The sequence below is a fragment of the Nitratidesulfovibrio sp. SRB-5 genome (assembly GCF_019931275.1).
Lineage (GTDB): Bacteria > Desulfobacterota > Desulfovibrionia > Desulfovibrionales > Desulfovibrionaceae > Cupidesulfovibrio.
On sequence record NZ_JAIOTY010000001.1, the window covers coordinates 831,471 to 855,432 of the forward strand.

A 23,962-nucleotide genomic window follows, 5' to 3' on the forward strand; every position below is an offset into this window, starting at 1 on the left:
GCTTGAAACTCTGCCTGCTTCACGATACACCGCAAGGGGCAGTGCGGCGGGCTCGACCCCCATGGGCGGCGCAACGTGGCGAAATATCCCGGTAAACCACGCAAAAACAAGCCCATGGCGTATCCTTGTGAAGGGTTTGAACAAGTTGCTTGACACTATCGGGCCACATTGTTAAATCAGTCACAAGCAACACGATCTGGCCGCTAGAGGGCGATGCAGTCCGAAAAGGCAGGCTCCCGAACCTGCTTTTTCAGCCTCCATCGACATGATGGTGGGATCCGCATGGGTTGAGGCTGACAAGGTATAACCCCTTAATTCGCTGAGTTGGAGGATAAGGTATGCCGACTTATGTTGATCCGTCCAAGTGTGACGGCTGCAAGGGTGGCGAAAAGACCGCTTGCATGTACATCTGCCCCAACGACCTCATGATCCTCGACCCCGAGGCCATGAAGGCCTACAACCAGGAGCCCGAAGCCTGCTGGGAATGCTACTCCTGCGTGAAGATCTGCCCCCAGGGCGCCATCACGGCCCGCCCCTACGCCGACTTCGCGCCCATGGGCGGCACCTGCATCCCCATGCGCTCGGCCGACTCCATCATGTGGACCGTCAAGTTCCGCAACGGGAATGTGAAGCGCTTCAAGTTCCCCATTCGTACCACCCCTGAAGGCTCCATCAAGCCCTTCGACGGCAAGCCCGAAGCTGGCGACCTGGAAAATGAACTGCTGTTCACCGAAACGGCGCTCATCGCTCCCAAGGTTGCCCTGGGCGAAAAGGCCGCGATCAGCGACTCTGATCTGAGCCAGTGCTGGTATGAAACCGGTTGCGAAGGCGGCAACCGCTAGTTCGGAACCCACCGCAAGTCATTGCGATAAGGAGATTTAGCTATGCCGATGATTCCCGTTAAGGAACAGCCGAAGGGTGTGGCCATCGCCGATCCCATCGTGAAGGAACATGACGTCGACATTCTCATCGTCGGCGGTGGTATGGGCTCTTGCGGCACCGCGTTCGAAGTCGTTCGCTGGGCCGACAAGTACGCTCCCGACCTGAAGATCATGCTGCTGGACAAGGCCACCCTTGAGCGTTCCGGCGCCGTTGCGCAGGGCCTGTCCGCCATCAACACGTACCTCGGCAAGAACCCTTGCGACGACTACGTGCGCATGGTCCGCACCGACCTCATGGGCCTCGTGCGCGAAGACCTTATCTTCGACCTTGGCCGTCACGTTGACGACTCCGTGCACCTGTTCGAAGAGTGGGGCCTGCCCTGCTGGATCAAGGACGAACACGGCCACAACCTCGACGGCGCCCAGGCCAAGGCCGCCGGCAAGTCGCTGCGCGCCGGCGACGACCCCGTCCGCTCCGGCCGCTGGCAGATCATGATCAACGGTGAATCGTACAAGTGCATCGTGGCCGAAGCGGCCAAGAACGCCCTTGGCGAAGCCCGCATCATGGAACGCATTTTCATCGTGAAGCTGCTGCTTGACGCCAACACCGACAACCGCATCGCTGGCGCCGTGGGCTTCAACCTGCGCGACAACGAAGTGCACATCTTCCGTACCAACGCGATGATGGTTGCCTGCGGCGGCGCGGTGAACGTGTACAAGCCCCGCTCCACTGGTGAAGGCATGGGCCGCGCTTGGTACCCCGTGTGGAACGCCGGTTCGACCTACACCATGTGTGCCCAGGTCGGCGCCGAAATGACCATGATGGAAAACCGCTTCGTGCCCGCCCGCTTCAAGGACGGTTACGGCCCGGTCGGCGCGTGGTTCCTGCTGTTCAAGGCGAAGGCCACCAACTACAAGGGTGAAGACTACTGCGCCACCAACCGCGCGATGCTGAAGCCCTACGAAGATCGCGGCTACGCCAAGGGTCACGTCATTCCGACCTGCCTGCGTAACCACATGATGCTTCGCGAAATGCGCGAAGGTCGCGGTCCCATCTACATGGACACCAAGACCGCCCTGCAGAACACCTTCGCCACCATGACCCCCGAACAGCAGAAGCACCTCGAGTCCGAAGCCTGGGAAGACTTCCTCGACATGTGCGTGGGTCAGGCCAACCTGTGGGCGTCCATGAACATCCAGCCCGAAGAACGCGGCTCGGAAATCATGCCCACCGAACCTTACCTGCTCGGCTCGCACTCCGGCTGCTGCGGTATCTGGGTGTCCGGTCCGGACGAAGCCTGGGTGCCCGAAGACTACAAGGTGCGCGCTGACAACGGCAAGGTCTACAACCGCATGACCACCGTGATGGGCCTGTGGACCTGCGCCGACGGCGTGGGCGCTTCCGGCCACAAGTTCTCCTCCGGTTCGCACGCCGAAGGCCGTATCTGCGGCAAGCAGATGGTCCGCTGGTGCATCGACCACAAGGACTTCAAGCCCGCCATCAAGGAAACGGCCGAAGAGCTGAAGCAGCTCATCTACCGTCCTTACTACAACTACCTGGCTGGCAAGGACGCCTCCACCGATCCGGTGGTGAACCCGACCTACATCAGCCCCAAGAACTTCATGATGCGCCTCGTGAAGTGCACCGACGAATACGGCGGTGGTTGCGGTACCTACTACACCACCTCCGCTGCGGCGCTGGACACCGGCTTCGCGCTCATGGACATGATGGAAGAAGACTCCCTCAAGCTGGCCGCTCGCGACCTGCACGAACTGCTGCGCTGCTGGGAAAACTACCACCGTCTGTGGACCGTGCGCCTGCACATGCAGCACATCCGCTTCCGTGAAGAGTCCCGTTACCCCGGCTTCTACTACCGAGCCGACTTCATGGGCCTCGACGACTCCAAGTGGAAGTGCTTCGTGAACTCGAAGCATGATCCCAAGAAGGGCGAAACGAAGATCTTCAAGAAGCCCTACTACCAGATCATTCCCACCGAATAGGTGAGCTTCAGGGGCGGTTGCGGCAAGCCGCAACCGCCCCTTTCTCCTTTCACCCGGACGGCCTAAGCCGGGGCAGTAAGCATGCCTTATTGTCTGGGCTTAGGCCGTTTTGACGAAGGCCCGATAAACTGTAGGGAGGATAGCGAGAATGTCGAACTCCATACTCGTCGTCGGAGGCGGTTTCAGCGGACTTACGGCCGCCATTGAAGCCGCGGAAGTCGGCTATGAAGTGTACATCGTCGAGAAAACACCATTTCTTGGCGGGCGGGTTGCGCAGCTGAACAAGTATTTCCCCAAGCTTTGCCCTCCCTCCTGCGGTCTGGAAATCCAGTTCCAGCGCATCAAGAAGAACCCCCGCATCAAGTTCTTCACCCAGGCGGAAGTGACCGCCGTGTCCGGCGATGCCGGCAACTACACCGTTAAGGTGCACATCGAGCCGCGCGGCACCGTGCCGAGCAGCGCCGATCTTTCCCTGCTCGCCTCCTCCCTTGAAAGCGACGTCGACAACGAGTTCGAACTGGGCCTCGCCAAGCGCAAGCCGCTGTACATGAGCGTGCCGTTCGCCTTCCCCAGCCGCTTCGTGCTCGACAAGGCCGCGCTTTCCCGCGCCGACGAACTGAAGGTCGGCAAGAGCGCGTTCTGCGACATGAACGAAGCCCCCCGCGACATCGAGCTGAATGTGGGCAGCATCGTGGTCGCCACCGGGTGGAAGCCGTACGACGTGACCAAGCTTTCCAACCTTGGCGCGGGTGCGTTCGCCAACTGCGTGTCCAACATGCAGTTGGAACGCCTGGCCTCGGCCAGCGGCCCCACCGCCGGGCAGATCAAGCGCCCCTCCGACGGCAAGGCCCCCAAGAAGGTGGCCTTCGTGCAGTGTGCTGGCTCGCGCGACCAGAACCACCTGAACTACTGTTCCTACATCTGCTGCATGGCCTCCCTCAAGCAGGCCCTGTACGTGCGCGAGCAGTACCCCGACGCGGAAGTGACGGTGTACTACATCGACCTGCGCACCCCGGGGCGCTATGACAAGTTCCTGCGCAAGGTGAAGGCGGACGAAAAGATCGCCCTGGTCAAGGGCAAGGTCGCCGGCGTCGAGGAAGACGCCGCCACCGGTGACGTCATCGTCGAGGTGGAAGATGCGGTGAAGGGCGAAAAGCGCAAGTACCGCTACGACCTCGTCGTGCTGGCCACCGGCATGCAGCCGAGTCTTGCCGGGCAGAAGCTGCCCTTCGACGTACCCGTTGACGAGGAAGGCTTCATCGTCGGCGGCGAGGAAAAGGGCATCTTTGCCGCCGGGTGCGCCCAGAAGCCGCTCGACGTGATGCGCACCGCCCAGTCCGGCACCAGCGCCGCCCTGAAGGCGATTCAAACGGTGAGAGGGAGGTAATACAGAATGGCCACCAAAATTGGCGTCTATTTCGACCAGTCGAGCATCGGCGGCGGTCTCGACCTTGAGTCCCTTGCCGACACCGTTGGCGGCAAATGGGGCGATCTCACGCCGGTCTGCAAGGTCTTTCCCGTCCTTGCCGACAAGAAGGCCCGTGACGAGATCGCTGCCGACATAGAGGAAGAAGGGCTGGACGGCGTGCTGCTGTGCGGCGCTTCTCCCCGCGTGGACTGGGACCTCTACGAGTTCGAAGGCGTGCTTGTGGACCGCGTGAACCTGCGCGAGCAGGGCGTGATGAGCTACAAGAACCCCGACGGCTCGCTGGCCGACCCCGAAGCGGCCCCCGCACTGCTTGAACTGCTGGTCACCGACTACGTGAACATGGGCGTGGTGCGGTTGCAGAAGACCACCGCGCCCGACGGTTCGCCCTCCGAGGGCGTGCGCCGCATCCTGGTGCTGGGCGGCGGCTGGACCGGCCTTACCGCGGCCGTCAACGGCTCGCTGGCCGGGCACGAAGTGGTGCTGGTGGAAAAGGACGAAGTCCTCGGCGGTCGCACCCTGGGCCTTCTGAAGACCGTGCCGCTCAGCCACCCCTACACCGACGTGCACGACACCGGCATCGAAAAGAAGATCGCCGCCGTGCAGGCTGACGACAACATCACCGTGTACACCAAGGCGAAGCTGGCCAAGCTGTCCGGGCAGCCCGGCGACTTCACCGCCACCATCGCCCTTGCTTCCGGCGAACAGGAAGTGAAGGTGGGCGCCGTGGTGCTGGCCACCGGCTGGCAGCCGCAGGACACCAAGGTGCTCGAACCCTTCGGGTACGGCTCCCTGCAGAACGTTGTCACCGCCGCCGAATTCGAGAAGATGGCCAAGACGGGCACCATCACCGCCCGCCGCGTGGCCTTCATCCTGAACACCGCGCTGGCCGAGCCCGCTGACCCCTACGCCGAACTGTGCGCCCCCGAGGCCCCGGCCGAAGCCCCCGCCCCGGCGGAAGGCGAAGCCGCCGCCCCGGCGGTGAAGGACCACGAAAGCGTGCGCCACCTGCCCATCTCCAACGCCATCAGCAGCGTTGTTGCCCTGAAGCAGGCCGGGTACGTGTGTGACGCCTTCGACGGCGGCCAGGCCTTCATCCTGTACGACAGCATGGTGGTGCAGGGCATCCACGAGCGGTTCTACAAGGCCGCGCAGGACCGTCTGGGTGTCATGATGTCCAAGGCGGAAATCCGCTCCATCACCCAGGCCGCCGACGGCAGCCTGAACGTGCTGTGCGACAAGACCCTGATCGGCGACGACATCGAGATCAACGTGGACATGGTGGTGCTGCCCACCGGCATCGTGCCCGCCACCGCCAAGGATCCCATCGTCAACTTCGACTACCGCCAGGGTCCGGCCTTCCCGGACCTGGAACTGTTCGAAGGCTACGCCGACTCGAACTACATCTGCTTCCCCTACGAAACCCGCCGCACGGGCGTGTACGCCGCCGGTTGCGTGCGCCAGCCCATGATGCTGGATGCCGCCGAGGAAGACGCCGTTGGCGCCACCATGAAGGCCATCCAGTGCATCGAATCCGCCAACAAGGGCGTTGCGGTGCACCCCCGCTCGGGCGACCTGTCGTACCCGCTGTTCAACTTCGTCCGCTGCACCCAGTGCAAGCGCTGCACCGAGGAATGTCCCTTCGGCGCGCTGGACGACGATGAAAAGGGCACGCCGAAGCCGAACCCCGCCCGCTGCCGCCGCTGCGGCACGTGCATGGGCGCCTGCCCCGAGCGCGTCATCTCCTTCGCCAACTACAATGTCGACCAGATCGGTTCCATGATCCGCGAGATCAACGTGCCGCCGGACATGAAGAAGGGCGGCCCCCGCGTGGTCATCCTGGCCTGCGAGAACGACGCCTACCCCGCGCTGGACATGGCCGCGCTGCGCGGCAAGCACTGGAGCCCGTACGTGCGCATCATTCCCGTGCGCTGCCTTGGCTCGGTCAACGCCATCTGGGTTGCCGACGCCATGTCCAAGGGCATCGACGGCGTGATGATGCTGGGCTGCAAGTACGGCGACGACTACCAGTGCCACTTCGTCAAGGGTTCGGAAATCTGCAAGCGCCGCAAGGAGAACATTGCCGAGACGCTGAACCGCCTTGGCGTGGAACCGGACCGCGTGGAGCAGTACGAAGTCGCCATTGACGAGTACGACAAGCTCCCCGGCGTGATCGAGGACTTCATGAACATGATCCTTGAGAAGGGTCCGAACCCGTTCAAGGGGTACTAGGAGGAGATGGAACATGGCTCAACCCGTCAGGATTCAACCCGATCTTGAGTTCGTCAAAGAACTGCAGGCAGTCGGTGGCGAATCGCTCAAGAAGTGCTACCAGTGCGCCACTTGCAGCGTGGCCTGCCCCATCTCCCCCACCAACAACCCCTATCCCCGCAAGGAGATGGTCTGGGCCTCGTGGGGCCTGAAAGACAAGCTGCTGTCCGACGTGGACATCTGGCTGTGCCACAACTGCGGCACCTGTTCCGACCTGTGCCCCCGTGGCGCCAAGCCCGGCGACCTGCTGTCCGCCCTGCGCAACATGACCTATGCGCGGCTCACCCAGCCCACCGTGGTGGGCAAGTGGCTGTCGTCCGCACAATACCTGCCCATCCTGGTGGCCATTCCGGCCATCCTGTGGGCGGTCATCTGGGCGATCATGGCCGGGGTTAACGGTTCCGTCTTCCCCGAAGGCGAAATCGTGTTCGGCAAGCTGTTCCCCGGCGACTTCACCATCGACCCCATCTTCATGCTTACCTTCTTCACGGCGGTGGGCATCCTGTTCAAGGGGACCAAGAACCTCATCGCCTCGTTCCAGCCGGAAGGCCGCACCATGATGCTCGGCAAGACCAAGCACTGGACGCTGCACCTGGTGGACGTGATCCTTGAGGAAGTGCTGACCCACACCAAGTTCAAGGATTGCGGCGCGGACAAGTCCGACCGCAAGGTGGGCCACATGGTTCTCATGTACTCCTTCGTCATCCTGGCCTTCGTCACCGGCGTGGTGGCCGTGGGGCACTGGGGCGGCAAGGTTATTCCGGCCATCGCGATCCACACGCCCATGCCGCTGACCTTCCCGGTCAAGATTCTGGCGAACATCGGCGCGGTGATGCTGCTGGTGGGCCTGGCCATCCTTACGGTGCGCCGCAAGGCGCTTGATCCCAAGAAGACCAGCTCGAACTACTACGACTGGTACCTGCTCGGCGTCATCTGGGTTGTGGCCGTCACCGGCGTGCTCAGCCAGCTGTTCCGCCTCGCGGGCATCGCTCCTGTCGCCTACAGCGTGTACTACGTGCACCTTGTGGCGGTGTGGATGCTGTTCGCCTACCTGCCGTGGTCGAAGCTCGGCCACCTTGTGTACCGTACCGCCGCGCTCACCTACGTGCGCGCCATGGGCCGCCGCTAGCGGCAGAGAAGGCGGCGCGCGAAGGCGCGCGCCCGGCCGGAACAACGAACCGAGAAGTCATTCTTCCGATATCAGGAGGCTGCAATGTCTGACGAAGGTCGCAGAGTGTTCAAGATGGAAACCGTTCTCGGCCTGGTCGCCGGGAAAGCCGGTGCCGACGTGTCCGACCTGCTGGGTTACCTGGCCCAGCGCGCCCTGGCCACCGAAGAAGAAGCCGCCGTGGCGCCCATGGCCAAGGGCTGGCTGTACAGCCAGAACCCCGCGTTCATGCAGTGCGGTGAAGCCGAAGGCAATTACGACGACTGGGTGAAGAAGGAATGTGGCCGCCTGGGCGACAACGTGTCCCTCCAGCCCATTTCCGCTGCGGAACTGGCCGGCATCAGCGTGGTGCTGGACAAGATCGCCGCGCTGAAGGCCAACGTGGCCGACCTGGAAGAAACCGTGGCCGGTCTGCAGGCCCAGGTGAAGGAACTGACCCCCTTCAAGGGCCAGGCCGCCGACCTTGAAAAGAAGCTTGGCCAGTCCGAGCAGAAGGTCCAGGGCCTGAACGGCGACATCGCCAACCTGAAGAAGGAACTGGCTCCCTTCAACGGCAAGGTGGCCATTGACGAGAAGGAAATCGAGTCCAGCGTGAAGGACATCGTTTCCCGCGCCGTCAAGGACGCCCTGAAGGCCCTGCCCGTGGCCGCCGCTGGCGCCGCTGGCGCGGCTGCCGCCGAAGGTGGCGCCATGGCCGACTTCGATGCGCCCGCCGAAGACACCAGCGGCGGCGTGCCCGATACCTTCGGCTTTGGCGCCTCCGGCGCCAGCGACGACGGTTTCGGTTTCTAGTTGCGAGGCGGCTGCGAGTCGCCACGCGGTCTGATGTGAGAAGAGAGCGCCCGGTCGGTATGGCCGGGCGCTTTTTTTGTTTTGCGGAAGAAGAGAAGGAAGAAGAGATGAAAGGCGATGTCGAGCCTTGATGGGGGCGGCTTCTACGAAGGCACGTCAGCCCTGTTGAACACCCTCGATTTCGTTATGCCTCCGGCGGGCAAGGGGCCATCGCGCTGCGGTCGCCATCCGTAAGACTCGCGCTACGCGCTCGCCTAACGGCTGCCGCTGAACGATGGCCCTTTGCATCCCCGCGTTCCAGGGGGCGCTGCCCCCTGAACCCCCGGCGTGTCATGCGCGGCGTCCCTACGGCGTCAGCTTCCCTTCGGCGCGGGGCGCCTTCGGGCGATCTGCCGCCGGTGCCGCCAATGCGCGCGCATCTCCCGCAGCCCTGATTTCACTTGGGTGCTCTATCCACGCCCTCGTCGCGACGCATGTGCCGCCGCCAAGGCGCGGCGTCACACGCTTCTACGCGCGGGACGTTTCCTTCGGGTGTTGCGGATGAGGCTGCTCTTTTCCCGACCTTTTCCTAGCCCTTCAGCACCACCAGCGGGCGGAAGTGGTCGATGATCCGCACCAATATGCCGTCTTGTGCGGCCAGCACCTCGGCGATGGGTTTGTAGGCGTCCGGGGCCTCGTCCAACACCCCTTTGTCAGCGCGGCAAACAATGCCGCGCATCTGCGACCGGAATCGTTCGAGGGGGATGGTGCGGTGTGCCTCGTTGCGGGACATGCGGCGGCCCGCCCCGTGCGAGGCCGAGGACAGGTATTCCTCGTTGCCGAGTCCCTCCGTGACATACACCCCGTCCCGCTGGTTGGCGGGAATGATGCCGGGCTGGCCCGCGTCCGCCGGTGTTGCGCCCTTGCGGTGCAGCACCAGTGGCGCTCCGGATGGCCCGAGCCGGTTAAGGACCACGGCGTGGTTGTGGTTCTCGTTGATCATGCGGCCCAGCAGCAGGGAAATTTCCTGTTCGGAGAGAGGGGGGTGGGCAGAGGGAATCGGGGTGGCTGTTGAGGCGAGGGACGATAGGGGAGAGGTAGGGGAAATGGACCCCGGAGAGGCTGTCGAGGCGGCAGGGGCCGGGGAAGTCGGGGCATGCGGGTGTATGGTGTGCCCCTTGAGGTCTGTGGCCCCATTGGCTGCCATGGGCGCGGCGGGGCGTGCGGGGCGCTTGTGTGCGGGCCGCGCCGGTTGCCGATGCACGTCGGCCAGTGCGCGTAGGGCGTGTTCCAGCATCAGGCGGCGGTTCAGCAGCGCATAGTCCAGCGCCCAGTCCATGTCCTGCCGGTAGGCGCGGCCAAGGCGCGAATCCAGCGGGAACAGGCGCCCCTGCTTCATGTACCACGCCCCGATGTCCCAGCCGGACCGGCGCGAGCCGGAGTGCACGGTAACGCCTATCTCGCCCCGCTTGTTCACCCCCACTTCGAGGAAGTGGTTGCCCCCGCCCAGGGTGGCCAACTGGATGGACTGGCGCGCGTTGACGGCATCGGTCAGTTGCGTGTCGCCGCTGGCGCTGATGAAGCGCGTCAGGTCGTATTCGCCGGGGGCGCGGGTGGCGGTGCCCACGGGAATGGCCAGCCGCAGCCGGTCGAACAGCAGTTGCCGCGCGGCCTCGTCGGGCAGCACCTCGTCCACGGGCAGGCCGGTGTTCACGTGGCACATGCCGCAGCCGATGTCGTAGCCCACGAAGCTGGGACTGATGTGCCCGTCCAGCAGGGCCACCCCGCCGATGCACAGGTCGTAGCCCGCGTGGGCGTCGGGCATGATGGCCAGGTGCACCATGCAGGGCAGGGCCAGCGCGCTTTCGATCTGCTCCCATGTGGCGGCGTCGAGCCGGTCCGGCGGAATGGTCAGGGACAGGCGCGGCGGCGCGTTGCGCACCCCGGTGCAGGTGGCGTAGGCCATGCGGTCAGCCGGGGCCGCGCCGGATGTGCGCCCCTGGCCGCGTTTCCGGCGGGAGTCGTCGGCGGACGGTTGCGAGCCCCGTTTGCCGGTGTGCTTCTTGTGTGTGGTGCGTCCCATGCCCCATCCATAGGGCAGGCGACGCGGGCGGGCAAGGTCGCGTCAGTGCGGAGCGACGCCCAACAGGCCGTAACAGGCGGCCAGCAGCAGGCACAGCGGGGTGTACAGCCGGGCATCCCAATGGGCGAAGGTGGTGGAACGGATGCGCCGGAACACGCCGCAGTACCGGAAGTCGCCAATGGCCCGCACCACGAAGATGAAGGCCGCGCCAAGGCACAGCGTGGGGGCCATGCCGGGCGGCGGCAGGGGCAGCCAGCCCAGGGTCATCCCGGGCAGCAGCGCCAGCAGGGCAAAGGCCAGGGTGACCGCGCCGGTAAGCCCGCGTGAGATGGCGAACAGCGGGCGACCGCCCACAGAGTCAGGCGTGCGGGGAATGACCTTGTCGAGCCACAGGGTGGAGCCCAGAACCCACGCCCCGTGCAACAGCGCGATGGCGGCAAGGCAGACTGTGGCCACGAATGCGGCGACGACGGAGAGCAGGGTGAGGATGGTCATGAGACATGGATAGCACGGACGCGGCGGCGCGTCATGCCGTTGGGGCCACGCGGGGCATGGGGGCGGAGGGCACTCGCTTGCCCCGATGATCGGAAAGGGCGCGACACATGCAAAAGCCCCGGAACGTCATCCGACATTCCGGGGCTTGATCTTGCTGCGTTATGGCAGGCCCTAGTCGGCCATCTGGAAATCAACCTTGATCTTGAACAGCTTCGTCGCGGGCAGGTTCAGGATGGGGATGCCCGTCTTTGCGGTGATTTCGGCCAGCGTGGCGCACACGCTGTCCCACGAGGGGCCGATGCAGGTGAACCAGATGTTGTATTCGTGGTTGCGCAGGTAGTTGTGGGTGACGCCCACATGGCGGTTCACCTCGGCCACGAACCCGTCCATGGCCTCGTCGGGCACCTTGGCCGCGCACAGCGTGGAGCGAAAGCCCAGCTTGGCCGACTGGAAGTTGGCCCCCATGCGGCGGATGAGCCTGCGTTCCTTCATGGCGCGCACGCGGGCCAGCGCCTCGGCCTCGGTGACGCCGCACTTTTCGCCGATGACGGCGTAGGGGCGCGATTCCAGCGGAAAGTCCGACTGGATCACGTCCAGAATGCGCTTGTCGATCTGGTCCAGCGTGTCAGTCTCAGTGCAGCTTGCGGCGTGTGATGCGGTCATGATGCCTCCGTCAGCGGCACGCGCCGGTGCGTCTGGGGGTGTACGAGCACAGCGGTTCCTCGGCCATGTGGTCGCCGCTCATGTTGTAGGCCCGCGCGCGGCAGCCGCCGCACACCTTGTGGTATTCGCAGGGGCCGCACTTGCCGGTGTAGGCTTCCTGATCGCGGAACTGCTTGAAGTGGTGCGTGTTGCGCCAGATTTCGGGGAAGGGCGTTTCGCGCACGTTGCCGCAGTCCAGTTCCAGGTAGCCGCACGGCTGCACCTGGCCCACATGGCTGATGAAGCAGAACCCGATGCCGCCAAGGCAGCCGCGCGTCATGGCGTCCATGCCGAAGGTGTCGGGCGTGACGGCCAGGCCTTCTTCCTTGGCCCGCTGGCGCATGATGCGGTAGTAGTGCGGCGCGCAGGTGGCCTTCAGGTGCATGGAGGTGGTCTTGCGGAAGTCGTAGAACCAGTTCAGCACTTCCTCGTATTCCGTGGCGGAGATGACCTGGTCGCCAAGACCCGCCGCGCGCCCGGTGGGCACCAGCAGGAAGATGTGCCACGCCGCCGCGCCGATGCGCTCGCACAGCTTGAAGATGTCCTTGAAGCTGCCGAGGTTGTCGCGGGTGACGGTGGTGTTGATCTGGAACTCGATGCCCGCCTGCTTCAGGTATTCGATGCCCCGCAGGGATGCGTCGAACGCGCCGGGCACGCCCCGGAAGGCGTCGTGGCTGGCGGCGTCCGGCCCGTCGATGGAGATGGAGCAGCGCTGCACGCCCGCTTCCTTCATCTTGCGGGCCGTTTCCGGCGTGATCAGGGTGCCGTTGGGCGACATGACGCAGCGCAGGCCAAGGCCGGTGGCGTACGCGATGAGCTCGTACACGTCGGCGCGCATCATGGGGTCGCCCCCGGTGAAGATGATGATGGGGTTGCCCACCTGCGGAAAGGTGTCGATGAGGGCCTTGGCCTCTTCGGTGGAAAACTCGCCGGGGTAGGGTTCTTCGTGCGCTTCGGCCCGGCAGTGCTTGCAGGCCAGATTGCACGAGCGGGTCACTTCCCACGCGATGAGCTTGCAGGTGGGGGTGCCGTCGGGCAGGGTGCGCGGCATCTGCGGCGCGCCCACTCCTGTGGGGTGGCCTCCCATGCTGGCCGGATGGCCGCCGCCCGGATGCCCACCGGGATGTCCACCCGGATGTCCGCCGGGGTGCCCCCCCATGCCTGCGGGATGTCCGCCCTCTGGGCTGGCCTTGCGTTCGTCGCCGGGGTGTTGCGGATGGCTCATGCTATTTCACCAGCCCTTTGCGCAGCAGGTCTTCGGTAAAGTACGTGATGATCAGCCCGGCCCCGGCGCGCTTGATGCCCAGCAGCGATTCCATGACCACGGCGTCCTCGTTGATCCAGCCGTTCAGACCGGCGGCGCGGATCATGGAGTATTCGCCGCTCACCTGATAGGCGGCCACGGGCACGTCGAAGCGGTCGCGCACGTCGCGGATGATGTCCAGGTAGGGCCCGGCGGGCTTGACGATGAGCATGTCCGCGCCCTCGGCGATGTCCGCCGCCGCCTCGCGCATGGCTTCCACCCGGTTGGCGGGGTCCATCTGGTACGTCTTGCGGTCTCCGAACTGGGGGGTGGATTCCGCCGCCTCGCGGAACGGGCCGTAAAAGCTTGATGCGTACTTCACCGCGTAGGACATGACGGGGATGTGGCTGAACCCGTTCTGGTCCAGCGCCCGGCGGATGGCCTGCACCCGTCCGTCCATCATGTCGGACGGGGCCACCATGTCCGCGCCTGCCTCGGCATGGCTGATGGCGGTCTTGGCCAGCAGCGACAGGGTGGGGTCGTTGTGCACCTCGCCGGACGTGTCGCCCTGGCGCACCAGACCGCAGTGGCCGTGGTCGGTGTATTCGCACAGGCACACGTCGGTGCACACCACAAGGTTCGGCCAGCGCTTCTTCAGCAGGCGCACGGCCTGCTGGACTATGCCGTCCTTGTTGTAGGCCTCGCTGCCGCGATAGTCCTTTTCCTTGGGAATGCCGAACAGGATGCAGCTGCGCAGGCCCGTGGCCACGGCGGCTTCCACCTGCTTTTCCAGTTCCTGCAACGAAAGCTGGTACTGGCCGGGCATGGCCCCGATTTCCTTGCGGAAGGTGGGGTCGTCGGTTTCCACCACGAAATAGGCCATCATCAGGTCGGCCGCGTGCAGCGCGGTTTCGCGCACGATTTCACGCAGGGCGGCGGTGCGGCGCAGTCTGCGCCCCCGGAAGAAGTCCCCGAATTCGGACATGCCGTCTCCTGGAGTAGGCAGGGTTGAAACGCTGCGCCCGATGCTCTCGGTGCGCCGGGCTTGCGGCCCGTTGCAGGCAGGCACGGTCAACCGGGGCCAGTCACGGCCAGTTTAGGCTGGCGGGTGGCAGCCGCTTGGCGGCGGTGCGGGCGGCCCGCCGAGGTGGCGGGGTGGCTGGGTGGCGGCCTGCGTGGGTGCAGCGTGCACCCGGACGGCGCGGAGGCCGTCCGGGTGCCGTCATGGCAGGTATGGTTCCGGCGCGGGCGAACCTACGCGCGGATTTCGTCGTCGCTCAGGTAGCAGGCGGGATCCTGCGCCCAGATGTCGCCGTAGTAGGCTTCGGCGCGGGCGCGGAAGTTGCCGCCGCAGATGTTCAGGAAGCGGCAGGTGGCGCAACGGCCGCCCACGTGCTGCTTCTTGTCCTTCAGCTTGTGCAGCAGTTCGATGTTCGGGTCGTCCCAGATCTGCGAGAAGGGGCGTTCCAGAACATTGCCCACCACGTGCTGGCGCCAGAACTGGTCGGGGTGCACCTTGCCGTCCCACGAGATGCAGCCGATGCCGCGCCCGGAGTTGTTGCCCTCGTTGTACTGGAGCAGTTCGAACACCTCGGCGGCGCGCTTGGGATCTTCCTTCAGCATGCGCATCCACACGTAGGGGCCGTCGGCGTGGTTGTCCACGGTCAGCACTTCCTTGGGCAGCCCGGCGTCGAACAGTTCGCGGGTCTTGTCCATGATCAGGTCCACCATGGCGCGGGTTTCCGCGTGGTCCAGGTCTTCCTTGATCAGTTCGGAGCCGCGACCGGAGTACACCAGGTGGTAGAAGCAGATGCGCGGCACTTCAAGGTCGCGCAGCAGCTGGAAGAGCTTGGGCACTTCGCCCTGGTTGCGCTTGTTGATGGTGAAGCGCAGGCCCACCTTCAGCCCTTCGGCCTTGCAGTTTTCGATGCCTTCCAGCGCGCGGCGGAACGAGCCGGGCACGGCGCGGAACTTGTCGTGCACCTCTTCGCCGCCGTCCAGCGAAATGCCCACGTAGGACAGGCCCACTTCCTTCAGTTCGCGGGCCTTCTGCTTGGTGATCAGGGTGCCGTTGGTGGAGATGACCGCGCGCATGCCCTTGGTGGTGGCGTGCTTGGCCAGTTCCACCAGGTCCTGGCGCACCAACGGCTCGCCGCCGGAAAAGAGCATCACCGGGGCGCCGTAGGCGGCCAGGTCGTCGATGATGGCCTTGCCCTGTTCGGTGGAAATTTCGTCCTTGCCTTCAGGGTCAATGGCCTGGGCGTAGCAGTGGACGCACTTCAGATTGCAACGGCGGGTCATGTTCCAGACCACAACCGGTTTCTTGTCCTTGGAGAACTGGAGCAGGTGGGAGGGAAGCTGGCCCGAATGGCGCCCGTAGCGAAGGGCGTCGGAGGGTTCGACCTGACCACAGTAAAGCTTGGAGATCCCGATCATTCTCACTCCTGTTGGCTGGCCGCCGGGCGCGCTGACAAGAGAGGCCCCGGCCTTCTGGCACGGGGCGTAGCGCGGCGGGCTGGCACCGGAAAAACGTCCTCACGCCCTAGCATAAATCGTGGCGGAGGGAAAGCAACTCCGGCCCGGCGGGCATTGCGGCGCAGCAGGCGGAAGCGGCGGGCGCAAGGGTGCGGTGTCAGTAGTCCTTTTTCCACATGATGCCCAGTTCGCTCGACGTGGGCGAACTGCGGCCTTCCAGATTCAGGCGGGGCAGCAGCTCCACTTCCACCCGCGCGCCGGTCGCGCCTGCCTCCGTGCCCTGCTCCACGCCCACGTAGACGTTGTCCAGCAGGTACTTGCCCGCTTCCAGCGTGGGGCGGGCCTGTTCGCCGGAGGCGGATGCGCCCGGCATGGAGGACGTGCGCGAAAGGGAAGGGTCGCGCGGGGCGGTGGTGGTGCGCTGCCGTGCCGGGTCCGACGAGCCCACCCGCAGCACGTCCACCCCAAGGGTACGCCGTACGGAGGTCAGCACGTCGAAGTCGCCGCCCGCGCCGGACAGGGTGCGCAGGGCGTTGGCGGCCTGCAACGCCTCGAACCGGCTGAGTTCGGTCAACGGCTTGCCGAACAGCACGTAGCTCATCACCTCGTCCTGGGGCAGGGGGGGCGTGCTGGACAGGGCAAGCGCCGGGCGGCGGGCCGTGCCGCCCACGTGGGCCACGGCGGTGACGGCAGAACCTTCGTTGGTCAGGTCCAGGTCCAGCGCGGGGTTGGGCGGCTGTTCGCCGGTGAAGGTGATGTTGCCGCGCGACAGGCTGAAGGGCTTGGCCAGCAGATCGAACCTGCCGCGTACCGGCGACAGCGTGCCCGTCAGCGCGGGGGATGCGGCGGCGCCCGCCACGCGCAGGTCGCCCCGCCATTCGCTGTCCAGACCGCGCCCCCGGATGAAGAACCGTTGCGGGGCCACGATGCGCAGGTCCAGCCGGGGGCCTGTGGAGGACATGGAAGGCCCGGCGGCACTGGCGGTGGGCGGCGCATCCATCGGGGCGGTGGCCGCCATCGGGGACGAGGCTGCGGAAGAGGCCGGGGCTGCATGAGGGGCCAAGCCTGCGGGAAGGGGGGAACCTGCCGGAAGGGCCGGGTTTGCCGAAAGGGGAGCCGCGGGCACGGCCTTTTCGGTCACCTCCAGCGTGGTGACCCCGCCGCCCAGACCGCGCAGCAGGCGCAGTTCGCCTTCGGGCACGGTGATGTCTGCCCGTACCAGCGGCGCGGTAAGCGGCCCGTTGGCTTCGATGCTGCCGGACAGGGTCAGCGACAGGTCGTCGCGGTGCAGGGGGCTGAGGCGCAGCAACTGGCCGCGCAGGTCTATGCGCGGGGCAAGGTCGCGCGAAAGACCGTGCCGGGCAGCGGGGGGGGGCGACGCGGTCTGTCCGGTGCCGGTGGCGGGCTGGAGTGCGCGAGGAGCGGCCCCGGGAGCGGCGGCGGATGCGGCATCGGGGACATGGGCGGGGGCGAAACCGGCGTCCGGGGGCGGTGAGAGGCGTCCCTCGAAGGCCGCCGCGCCGCCGCGCCCATCACCCAGCCGTGCGCGTATGGACAGCGTTCCGTCGTCCTCGTGCAGGGCGTCCATCCGGATGTCGGTCAGCAGCACGCCGGACACCAGGTCTTCGTACCTGCCGCCGCACAGGAAGGCTTCCGCCTCCACGCGGGGAGCGCCCACCGGGCCGCGCAGCGAGGCGGTCAGGCTGCCCGTGCCGGTCAGGTGCCGGTCGGCCAGCGGCACGAAGCGCCACACCGGGGCCACCGGACCGCGCCAGCGGACATCCGCCGTCATGTCGCCCGCAAGGTCCGGTCTGGGGAGACCGGAGTTGAAGCGCAACGGCAGGGTGGCCTCGGCTTCCGCCACGTCGGCCTGCAAGCCGTGGGCGGACAGGGTGGCGTGCAGTTGTCCGGTGCCGGAAGAACTGGCCGGGGCGCGGCGAGCGGGGCTGCCGGATTCGGCGGCGGCAGAATCAGGGGCGGCGGGCCGGATGGTGCCCGACAGACGAAAGGCGGCGGGCGTCTGCCCGGGGTCGGGGTAGGCCACGTCCTCGGCCTCCAGTTCGAAGGCCCCGCTGCCGGAGTTGCCCTGCCCGCGCAGGGACGCGGAACCGGAAATGCGGCCCTCGGGCAGGGGCAGGTCTGCGGCCAGACGCAGCACGCGCAGGGGCACATCGGTCAGGGCGGCGTCCAGCATCACGTCGGGGGTGGCGGCGTTGGCGTTGCCGCCGTTGCGCAGGCCCAGCGAAAGGTCCAGCGTGCCGGTGGCGCTGTCGTGCTGTCGTGCGTGCGGGCTGGCTTGCCCGGGAGGGGACGCGGTTGATGGCAAGGGTGGCGGCGTGGCGGTCAATGTCAGATGCAGGCCGTCCATTCGCACGCCCCCGGCCAGTTGGATGTCCGCCGGGCGGGTCAGGTCCACACTGGCCGCGTGGGTCGCATCCGAAAGGTGCAGGGTGTCCAGTCGCAGGATTTGTGCGGCGGCGTCGTAGCCACCGTGCACGTTCGCGGTGCTGCGTCCGCGCAGTGCCAGCCCGAAGGCCGCGCCGGGCGAGCCCGCGTTGTCGTCATGCAGGTCCAGCGTGGCGTCGGCTGCATCCCAGGCCAGCCCGGCTGCCGTGCCGGGGCCGGTGCGCAGGCGGGCGGTGCCGCGCGGGGTGGGAGGCCCGTCCTGCCCGTCCCGCAGATGCAGCAGGTCGGGCAGGCGCAGGGTCAGGGTCAGGGCATTGAGCGTGGCCGCGCCGCCCACGGCAAGGCGGTTGGCCGTCGCCTCCGCGTGCAGCGGAATGGCGAAACCACGCGGGGCAGTACGGGACGCGCGGGCCATGGTGCCGGAGCCAGTGCCGGTGTCGGTCGCGGGCGATGCAGCGGCGTGTTGCGGGGGCTTGCGCGTTTTGGGGCTGGAACCGGCGGTGCGTTCGGCATCGGCACGTGAGGGGAGGGGAGCTTCATTTCCCAGCCATATCCGCAGCCTGGCATCGTCGCCGGACAGGGACGTGCCCGCCGCGCGGGAGAGCGCAGTCCAGTCGGCCACGGCAAGGTCGACGGTACCGGACAGGATGGGGCCAGACAGGATGGGACCGGATAAGGCGGGGGCGGATCCCGTATCCCGCGCCTTTCGCATGTCGTTCCATGACGCGGCCAGTGCGGCCAGCCCGCGCAGGCCGGCACCCTCGGCACGGGTGATTTGCAGGCGCGCGTCACCCGCGCCGCCGCGCTGCTCCAACTGCCAGTTGGCGGCAATTGCCAGCGGCGCGTTCAGGGCGCTGGCGGCGGATACGTCCAACTGGCCCCGTGCGCCCGATACGGCGTCGGTGGGGAGCGGGGCGGGGACGATGCGGCCGGTTGTGGCGCTTTCGGCGGCGCGCGCTGCGGCCACCGGAGGGTCGAGGGGCAGGCGCAGGTCCGCATCCAGCCGGGCCGTCACCCCGCGCACCGTACCCACGGGCAGTTCCAGATGCGGCAGCGTCGCAGTCAGGCGCGCCGTGGGTGCGGCCAGCGTGCCTCTGGCGTCCAGGTTCAGGGTCAGGGTGTCGCTGGCGGCGGCTGGCGGGGGCGTTTGCCTCGTCGCCCCTTCGTCGGGCGCCAGCAGGCCGTTCACGCCGGTCACCGTGAACCGGGCCGAAGCATCAAGCAGGGTTGTTCCGGTAACGGGCGGCAAAAGTTTGGGAGTACCGCCGACATGCGGGGCGGGCGTGCCGAGGCTGGCCGTGCCCCGGCCCGACAGCCGGGCCGTGGCGAGGTGGCGCAGTTCCAGCCGCAACGGGGCGGCGTAGCCGCCGGTCACATCGGCGGACAGGGCGGGCGATGGCCCCAGCAGGTAGCGCGCCTGCGGAGCATTCCAGCGCAGGCCGGCGCCCTGGGCGCGCACTGTCATGTTCAGGCCGGGCGCGGAAGCGGCGGGCGCGGCCCCCGGAGAGCCCGCACCCGGAGCATCGGGCGGCAGGCGCAGGTCCACGTCCGCCTCCATCCGTGCGCCGCCCGCCAGCAGGGGAGAATCGGCGGGGCTGCTGCTTCCGGATGTTCGGGGCGCCGCACCGCGTCCTTTGGCCGGGGTCGGGTGGGTGGCCTCCAATGGCAAGGACAGCGCGGACAGCGCGGGCAGGTCGGGCAGTTCTGCCGCAAGGGTGGCGGTGGCGTGCCGGGTTGCGGCATCCCAGGTGCCGTTGCCGGTGAGGATGGCCAGCGGAACCGGTGGGGACTCGGCAGTGTAGGGCCGCGCGGCGGTGTTCCCTTTGCCCTTGCCGGGGCGTGCCGCATCAAGGCTGCCACCCGTGCCGTCAGGGCCGTCCGTACCGTCCACACCGCCCGGGCCGCCCCCGGCTGCGGGACCGGCGGCAGGCCGCGAACCGTTCAGGGCCAGGCGCAATCCGTCCAGTGTCAGGCGTTGGCCGGTGCGGCGCAGGTTGCCGTCCATGTCCACGGCAATGTCCGTGCGCGCCACCGCAGCCAAGCCGCGCAGATCGATCCGGCCACGCAGGGCCAGTGCGTCCCCGTCCGGGGTATTCAGGCTGCCGTTCAGCGCCAGTGCCGCCTCGGCTGCGCGCAGGGGGGCATCGGGCAGCAGGGCGGCGGCATCGTGCACCCGCGTTCGCACGGTGGCGCGCAGGTCCGTGGGGGCGACGAAGGCCGTCCCGGCGGGCGCATGCAGGGTGGCGTCGGCAAGCTCCAGGTTCCATGCGCCGCCATCCAGCGTCAGCCGGGGGATATCCAGCGTCATGCCGGTGCGCCCGAAGTTGCCGGATGCCTGTGCCCGCAGGGCCACCCCCTTGATGTGAGATGCCATGACGGGAGAATCCGGCGCGCCGGATGCGCCCTGACTGCCGGTGCCCCCCATCCAGCGGCGCAGTTCCGACGGGGCGTCCGCGCCGCTTTGCGCTGCCAGCCGCAGGTCGGCCCGCCAGGCGGAATCCTTTCGGCCCGCCAGCCACGCGGCGATGCCCGGAGCGCTGGTGTCCAGTTCCACGTCTGCCTCGCTGTCCAGCCGCAGCAGATCGCCTGCCGAGACCGCAAGCCAGCCGCGCCACCGGCCTCCCGTGCCGTGCCCGGCCATGCGCAGGCCATAGGCGGGCAGGTCGGGCTGGCCGAGCAGGCAGCCCAGCAGGCCGCCCGTGTCTTCGCCTCCGGCGGCGTCCAGTTGCAGGTCGCCGGTGCGCGCGGTGTAGGACAGGGCAAGGGCCAGCCCGCCGGGGGCAGCCGTAGCCGGTGCGCTGGTGTTCGGTACGCTCGCGTTCGGCGCACCCTCGGCGTGCAGCGGTTCGCGGTCCATGTTCATCCGGACGGAGACGGAACCCGGCGGCGCGTCCAGCGCACCGCGCAGCGAAAAGGCCAGCCTCCGGCCCAGCAGGTCCGCGCCCAGCGCGGCACGCCGCACGTCCAGTTCATCCAGCCGCACCCGCAGCGGCAGGGCCGGGGGATCGAATCCCGTCGGGGCCTTCGGCTTCGGGCTCTCCGTGGCGGGCATGTCCGGCATCCGCTCCCAGCGGGGGGCGGACAGGCGCATCAGTTCCACATCCAGCGTGCCGTGCAGCAGGGCCAGTGGCCGCAGGCGCACTTCCGCCTCGTCCAGATGCAGCCACGGGCCGCGCGCGTCGGACAGGGTCAGGTTGCGCAGCCGCAGCCGCTCGGGCAGGGGGCCTTCCAGGCTGTCCAGCGTGGAGGTGATGCCCGCAGCAGCCAGCATCCGCACGGCCTGCGCGGTCAGCCATGCCTCGCCGGGCGCGCTGCGCAGAAAGGTCGTTCCGGCCCCCAGCGCCAGCAGCAGGATGAGCAGCACCGCCAGCGCCGCACGTCCTGCAGCGCCAAGGATGCGCCACGTGCGGTTTTTCCTTTCGGGCGGCGTCGGTTCCGATGCACGCACGGCACTGCCCCCGGCGTTTTCCGGCAGGGCGGGCGGCGACGACGGTGCGGTGGGCGCGGCGTCGGGGCCGGTATGGCGGCGCGGGGCGGTCATCAGAAGCTTTGCCCGATGCTGATGTAGAATTGCAGGGGGGCGTCGTCCTCGCGCGGGTTCAGCGGGGTGGCCACGTCGAGGCGCAGCGGGCCTGCCACGGTGTAGTAGCGCACGCCGATGCCCGCGCCCCAGCGCATGGCGTCGCCGAAGCGGGGTGTTTCTTCTTCGTAGACGTTGCCGCCGTCCAGAAAGGGTACGATGCCCAGGGTTTCGGAAATGCGGTAGCGCAGTTCGAAGCTGGCCTCGCCGAACGAGGAGCCGCCGATGGGGTCGCCGTCCTCGCGCGGGCCCAGGGACTGGTAGGAATAGCCGCGTACGGAACCGCCCCCGCCGCCGTAAAAGCGGATGGAGCCGGGCACCGCGCCGCTGGACGCCCCGGACAGCGACCCGGCAGCCGCGCTGGCGGCCAGCACCAGCCGTCCGTCGGGACCGTCCGGATAGCCGCCCGCGAGATCGTCCGGGTGACCGCCGGGCCCGTTGTCGGAAGCGGCGGCCCTGTCACCCCTGTCGGTCCTGTCGGCCTGCCCCGCGCGGTGTGCCTTGCCGCGCAGCAAGACATGATAGGCGCTGACATCCAGCCGCGAACGCACCACGTTGAACGGTTCGTCATACACCCCGGTGTAGGGGGTGACGGAAAGGTCGGCCCGCGTGCCGCGCGTCGGGTCCAGCAGGTCGTCGGTGGCGTCGCGGCGCAGCGAAAGCGGCAGCCCCCACATGGTGTACGAGCGCTCCGGGCCGCCCGCGTCTTCTATGCGGCCACCCTCGGTGGACACGCCGACCCCGGCCCGCCAGCCGGGGGCCAGGTCGCGCGCCAGGCCCACGGAGGCAAAGGCGGCCTGCTGGTCGTAGGCGTCGGACGTTTCGTTGCGCATCCAGCTTTCGGCCAGCAGTTCCTGGTCGGGCCGCAGGAAGGACGGCTTGCGGAAGCTGGCCTTGCCCTCTTGCCGCTTGTCCCAGACCGGCAGCTCCAGCCGCAGCCGTTCTCCTTCGCCCAGCAGGTTGCGGTGTTCCCAGAAGGCCAGCACGCCGGGGCCCAGGGTGGAATCGTAGCGCAGGCCGCCGCCCACGGTGCGTTGCGGGCCTTCGGTCACCTCCACCCGTACCGGGCTGGTGTAGGCGGCGTCGGTCCGGGTGCCGGACGGCAGGGCCGTCTCAATGTCGGACGGCAGGGCAGTCTCGATGTCCGGTGCGGCGTCGGGCGCGGCGTGGGCGTCCGTAGCCGTGGCGGATTCCGGCGCGGGCACGACCCCGGCGCTGACCGCACTGAACAGCCCGGTGGCGCGCAGCCGCTCACGGTAGCGCTCTACCGTCCGTTCGTCCCACGGCTGGCCCGCCTGCCAGTCCGCCATGGATTCCAGCCATTCGGGGCGCACCGTGCGGGCGCCGCTGATTTGCGGTGGCCCCATGCGGGTGGGCAGCCCCGCCACCACGTCCACGGTGGCGTCCAGAGTGCGCGCGTCATGGTCCACCTCGTACCGGGCGGATGCCACCCGCGCGAAGGGGTAGCCCGTGTCGCGCAGGGCGGCTGGCACGCGCCCCACGGCGTCCAGAACGGCGTCGGAAACGGCGGGCGCGCCGGAGGCAAGGCCCACCTCGGCCAGGGTGCGCGGCGGCGCAGAGGCAAATTCCGAGGCGAAGGAAGACACGCCGTCCACGATGCGAATGTGCGTTGCGCCCACCACGTAGCGCGGGCCGGGCCGCAGTTCCAGCCTGACGGCCACGGGCGATGCGCCGTCGTCGATGCTGCCCGCCGCCGTGCCCGCGTAGTACCCATGGGCGCGCAGCACCTTCACCGCTTCCTGCTCGTCGGCCAGCATGCGGCGCCGCAGGCCGGTCATGCTTTCGGGAGGGGTGTCGGCAAGGCGTTGCAGCAGGCTGGCGTTGCGCGTCGCGTCCAGCAGTTCCCGATCGTCCGCGCCGGGATCGGGCCGGGATGCCGGGGGCGTGTCAGGGATACTGTCATGGGGGAGGACGCCACGGGGGGGATCGCCATGGGGGCCACTGCCGTCGGAAGCGCTGCCCGCTGGCGCGATGATGAAGGAGACCCGGTAGGCCACGTTTTTCGAAGGCTGGCTCGGCGGCTGGCCGGGTGCCGTGCCCGGCGCAGTGTTCTGGGGCTGGGGCGCAGCCGTGGCGTCTGCCATGGCGGAGGGGCACAGTCCGGGCGGGGTGCGCGGCGGGGCCACGGCGTCAAGCGCGCTGGTGGCCTCGGGGGCGCTGGGGGCGGCGTTGCGAACGGCTGTTGGGGCGGACGTTCCGGGGGTGGGGGGCACGTCGTTGCGCGGTGCGGCGCAGCCCGCCAGCGTCAGGAATAGCGTGGTGAGCAGCGCCAGTGCCAGCCTCCGGCTTGGTAGCGGCGGAGCATGGGAGAAGGTGCGCGCCACGGCGGCATGAAGGCGGATGCACGGCATGCCGCACGATAGCGGCTGGGCGCGGATTTGACAACGTGAGGCGGGCAAAAGGCCAAAAGGTGGCGGGGCGGCCAGCATGGCCGCCCCG

14 protein-coding genes are annotated in these 23,962 nt (G+C 67.7%); 6 read left to right on the forward strand and 8 right to left on the reverse strand.

The genetic code is table 11. The features are described 5' to 3' along the window. Positions 1–338 precede the first annotated feature (338 nt). The 6 genes from aprB to K6142_RS03285 all read left to right on the forward strand — a co-directional run bounded on the left by aprB (position 339) and on the right by K6142_RS03285 (position 8,539). On the forward strand, positions 339–842 hold the full coding sequence (gene aprB / locus K6142_RS03260) for an adenylyl-sulfate reductase subunit beta (RefSeq protein ID WP_190245473.1): 504 nt from the start codon (positions 339–341) through the stop codon (positions 840–842). A gap of 42 nt (positions 843–884) precedes the next feature. Further along, positions 885–2,882, forward strand: coding sequence for an adenylyl-sulfate reductase subunit alpha (gene aprA, locus K6142_RS03265; RefSeq protein ID WP_190245474.1), 1,998 nt, complete (start codon positions 885–887; stop codon positions 2,880–2,882). A 148-nt stretch (positions 2,883–3,030) separates the two neighbouring features. Beyond that, entirely contained in the window at positions 3,031–4,269 is a 1,239-nt protein-coding gene (locus K6142_RS03270) for a CoB--CoM heterodisulfide reductase iron-sulfur subunit A family protein (RefSeq protein WP_015946514.1), read from the forward strand. 6 nt (positions 4,270–4,275) lie between these two features. After that, a complete protein-coding gene (locus tag K6142_RS03275; protein WP_190245475.1) occupies positions 4,276–6,540 on the forward strand; it encodes a hydrogenase iron-sulfur subunit in 2,265 nt (754 codons plus the stop codon). A gap of 13 nt (positions 6,541–6,553) precedes the next feature. Then, positions 6,554–7,708: a quinone-interacting membrane-bound oxidoreductase complex subunit QmoC gene (gene qmoC, locus K6142_RS03280; protein ID WP_015946516.1), complete on the forward strand. Its 1,155-nt coding sequence runs from the start codon at positions 6,554–6,556 to the stop codon at positions 7,706–7,708. 84 nt (positions 7,709–7,792) lie between these two features. Further along, entirely contained in the window at positions 7,793–8,539 is a 747-nt protein-coding gene (locus K6142_RS03285) for a hypothetical protein (protein WP_190245476.1), read from the forward strand. A 568-nt stretch (positions 8,540–9,107) separates the two neighbouring features. Here the strand turns inward: K6142_RS03285 and K6142_RS03290 are convergent. The 8 genes from K6142_RS03290 to K6142_RS03325 form a co-directional block, all read right to left on the reverse strand. After that, on the reverse strand, positions 9,108–10,601 hold the full coding sequence (locus K6142_RS03290) for an RtcB family protein (RefSeq protein ID WP_190245477.1): 1,494 nt from the start codon (positions 10,599–10,601) through the stop codon (positions 9,108–9,110). 42 nt (positions 10,602–10,643) lie between these two features. Then, a complete protein-coding gene (locus tag K6142_RS03295) occupies positions 10,644–11,096 on the reverse strand; it encodes a DUF3995 domain-containing protein (protein ID WP_190245478.1) in 453 nt (150 codons plus the stop codon). Between the two features lie 171 nt (positions 11,097–11,267). Next, positions 11,268–11,759, reverse strand: coding sequence for a siroheme decarboxylase subunit alpha (ahbA, locus tag K6142_RS03300; RefSeq protein ID WP_190245479.1), 492 nt, complete (start codon positions 11,757–11,759; stop codon positions 11,268–11,270). A gap of 10 nt (positions 11,760–11,769) precedes the next feature. Next, on the reverse strand, positions 11,770–13,023 hold the full coding sequence (gene ahbD, locus K6142_RS03305) for a heme b synthase (RefSeq protein ID WP_411722689.1): 1,254 nt from the start codon (positions 13,021–13,023) through the stop codon (positions 11,770–11,772). A 1-nt stretch (position 13,024) separates the two neighbouring features. Beyond that, positions 13,025–14,026 (reverse strand): porphobilinogen synthase, encoded by a 1,002-nt coding sequence (gene hemB, locus K6142_RS03310; protein ID WP_190245480.1) that lies wholly within the window; start codon positions 14,024–14,026, stop codon positions 13,025–13,027. Between the two features lie 269 nt (positions 14,027–14,295). Continuing rightward, positions 14,296–15,477 (reverse strand): 12,18-didecarboxysiroheme deacetylase, encoded by a 1,182-nt coding sequence (ahbC, locus tag K6142_RS03315; RefSeq protein WP_190245481.1) that lies wholly within the window; start codon positions 15,475–15,477, stop codon positions 14,296–14,298. Positions 15,478–15,673: 196 nt separating this feature from the next. Continuing rightward, positions 15,674–21,463, reverse strand: a complete 5,790-nt coding sequence (locus K6142_RS03320) for a translocation/assembly module TamB (RefSeq protein WP_223380748.1) — start codon at positions 21,461–21,463, stop codon at positions 15,674–15,676. Then, positions 21,463–23,874: an autotransporter assembly complex protein TamA gene (locus tag K6142_RS03325; protein ID WP_190245728.1), complete on the reverse strand. Its 2,412-nt coding sequence runs from the start codon at positions 23,872–23,874 to the stop codon at positions 21,463–21,465. Before K6142_RS03325 ends, K6142_RS03320 begins: the two co-directional genes overlap by 1 nt. Positions 23,875–23,962: the final 88 nt, after the last annotated feature.

What these genes read in the sequence shown, in the direction of transcription:
- aprB (WP_190245473.1), top strand. Translation starts at nt 339, where the DNA reads ATGCCGACTTATGTTGATCCGTCCAAGTGTGACGGCTGCAAGGGTGGC.
- aprA (WP_190245474.1), top strand. Translation starts at nt 885, where the DNA reads ATGCCGATGATTCCCGTTAAGGAACAGCCGAAGGGTGTGGCCATCGCC.
- K6142_RS03270 (WP_015946514.1), top strand. Translation starts at nt 3,031, where the DNA reads ATGTCGAACTCCATACTCGTCGTCGGAGGCGGTTTCAGCGGACTTACG.
- K6142_RS03275 (WP_190245475.1), top strand. Translation starts at nt 4,276, where the DNA reads ATGGCCACCAAAATTGGCGTCTATTTCGACCAGTCGAGCATCGGCGGC.
- qmoC (WP_015946516.1), top strand. Translation starts at nt 6,554, where the DNA reads ATGGCTCAACCCGTCAGGATTCAACCCGATCTTGAGTTCGTCAAAGAA.
- K6142_RS03285 (WP_190245476.1), top strand. Translation starts at nt 7,793, where the DNA reads ATGTCTGACGAAGGTCGCAGAGTGTTCAAGATGGAAACCGTTCTCGGC.
- K6142_RS03290 (WP_190245477.1), bottom strand. Translation starts at nt 10,601, where the DNA reads ATGGGACGCACCACACACAAGAAGCACACCGGCAAACGGGGCTCGCAA.
- K6142_RS03295 (WP_190245478.1), bottom strand. Translation starts at nt 11,096, where the DNA reads ATGACCATCCTCACCCTGCTCTCCGTCGTCGCCGCATTCGTGGCCACA.
- ahbA (WP_190245479.1), bottom strand. Translation starts at nt 11,759, where the DNA reads ATGACCGCATCACACGCCGCAAGCTGCACTGAGACTGACACGCTGGAC.
- ahbD (WP_411722689.1), bottom strand. Translation starts at nt 13,023, where the DNA reads ATGAGCCATCCGCAACACCCCGGCGACGAACGCAAGGCCAGCCCAGAG.
- hemB (WP_190245480.1), bottom strand. Translation starts at nt 14,026, where the DNA reads ATGTCCGAATTCGGGGACTTCTTCCGGGGGCGCAGACTGCGCCGCACC.
- ahbC (WP_190245481.1), bottom strand. Translation starts at nt 15,477, where the DNA reads ATGATCGGGATCTCCAAGCTTTACTGTGGTCAGGTCGAACCCTCCGAC.
- K6142_RS03320 (WP_223380748.1), bottom strand. Translation starts at nt 21,463, where the DNA reads ATGACCGCCCCGCGCCGCCATACCGGCCCCGACGCCGCGCCCACCGCA.
- K6142_RS03325 (WP_190245728.1), bottom strand. Translation starts at nt 23,874, where the DNA reads ATGCCGTGCATCCGCCTTCATGCCGCCGTGGCGCGCACCTTCTCCCAT.